We start from the raw sequence: 542 nt of genomic DNA, 5'->3' as shown, positions 1-542 counted from the left end.
CTTTGGCCTTCTCCTCATCGGAGCGGGAGTCGAGATGGATTTCAGAGCAAGGACCGCATGGGCCGGTCTCTCCCATTTCCCAGAAATTATCGTGCTTGTTGCCGTTGATAATATGATCGGCCGGCAGGTGCTTTGCCCAAATGGCGGCAGCCTCGTTGTCGCGGCCGAGATTCTCTTCGTCAGAGCCTTCAAACACGGTGGCGTAGAGATTGGCCGGATCGAGTTTCAACACGTTCACGAGATATTCCCACGCATAGTCAATGGCTTCTTCCTTGAAATAGTCGCCGAAACTCCAGTTACCCAACATTTCAAACATGGTGTGATGGTAGGTGTCGTGTCCGACTTCTTCCAGATCGTTATGCTTGCCGCTCACCCGCAAGCACTTCTGCGAATCGGCACGCCGGCGCGGTTCCGGCTCACGCGTGCCGAGAATTATGTCCTTCCACTGATTCATGCCGGCATTGGTAAACATCAGCGTGGGATCGTCCTTAATCACCATGGGCGCTGAAGGCACGATGGTATGTCCTTTTGACTCGAAAAAC

The 542-nt window shown here is 53.5% G+C and carries 1 protein-coding gene; it reads right to left on the bottom strand.

Annotated elements, in window-relative coordinates; genetic code table 11:
- Positions 1 to 542 (bottom strand): alanine--tRNA ligase-related protein (locus tag C5S62_RS01330; RefSeq protein ID WP_255400124.1); only part of this gene is annotated, 542 nt, incomplete at both ends.

The organism is Prevotella sp. MGM2 (assembly GCF_002933955.1).
Classification (GTDB): domain Bacteria; phylum Bacteroidota; class Bacteroidia; order Bacteroidales; family Bacteroidaceae; genus Alloprevotella.
This window is presented reverse-complemented; position numbering and strand designations above follow the sequence as displayed.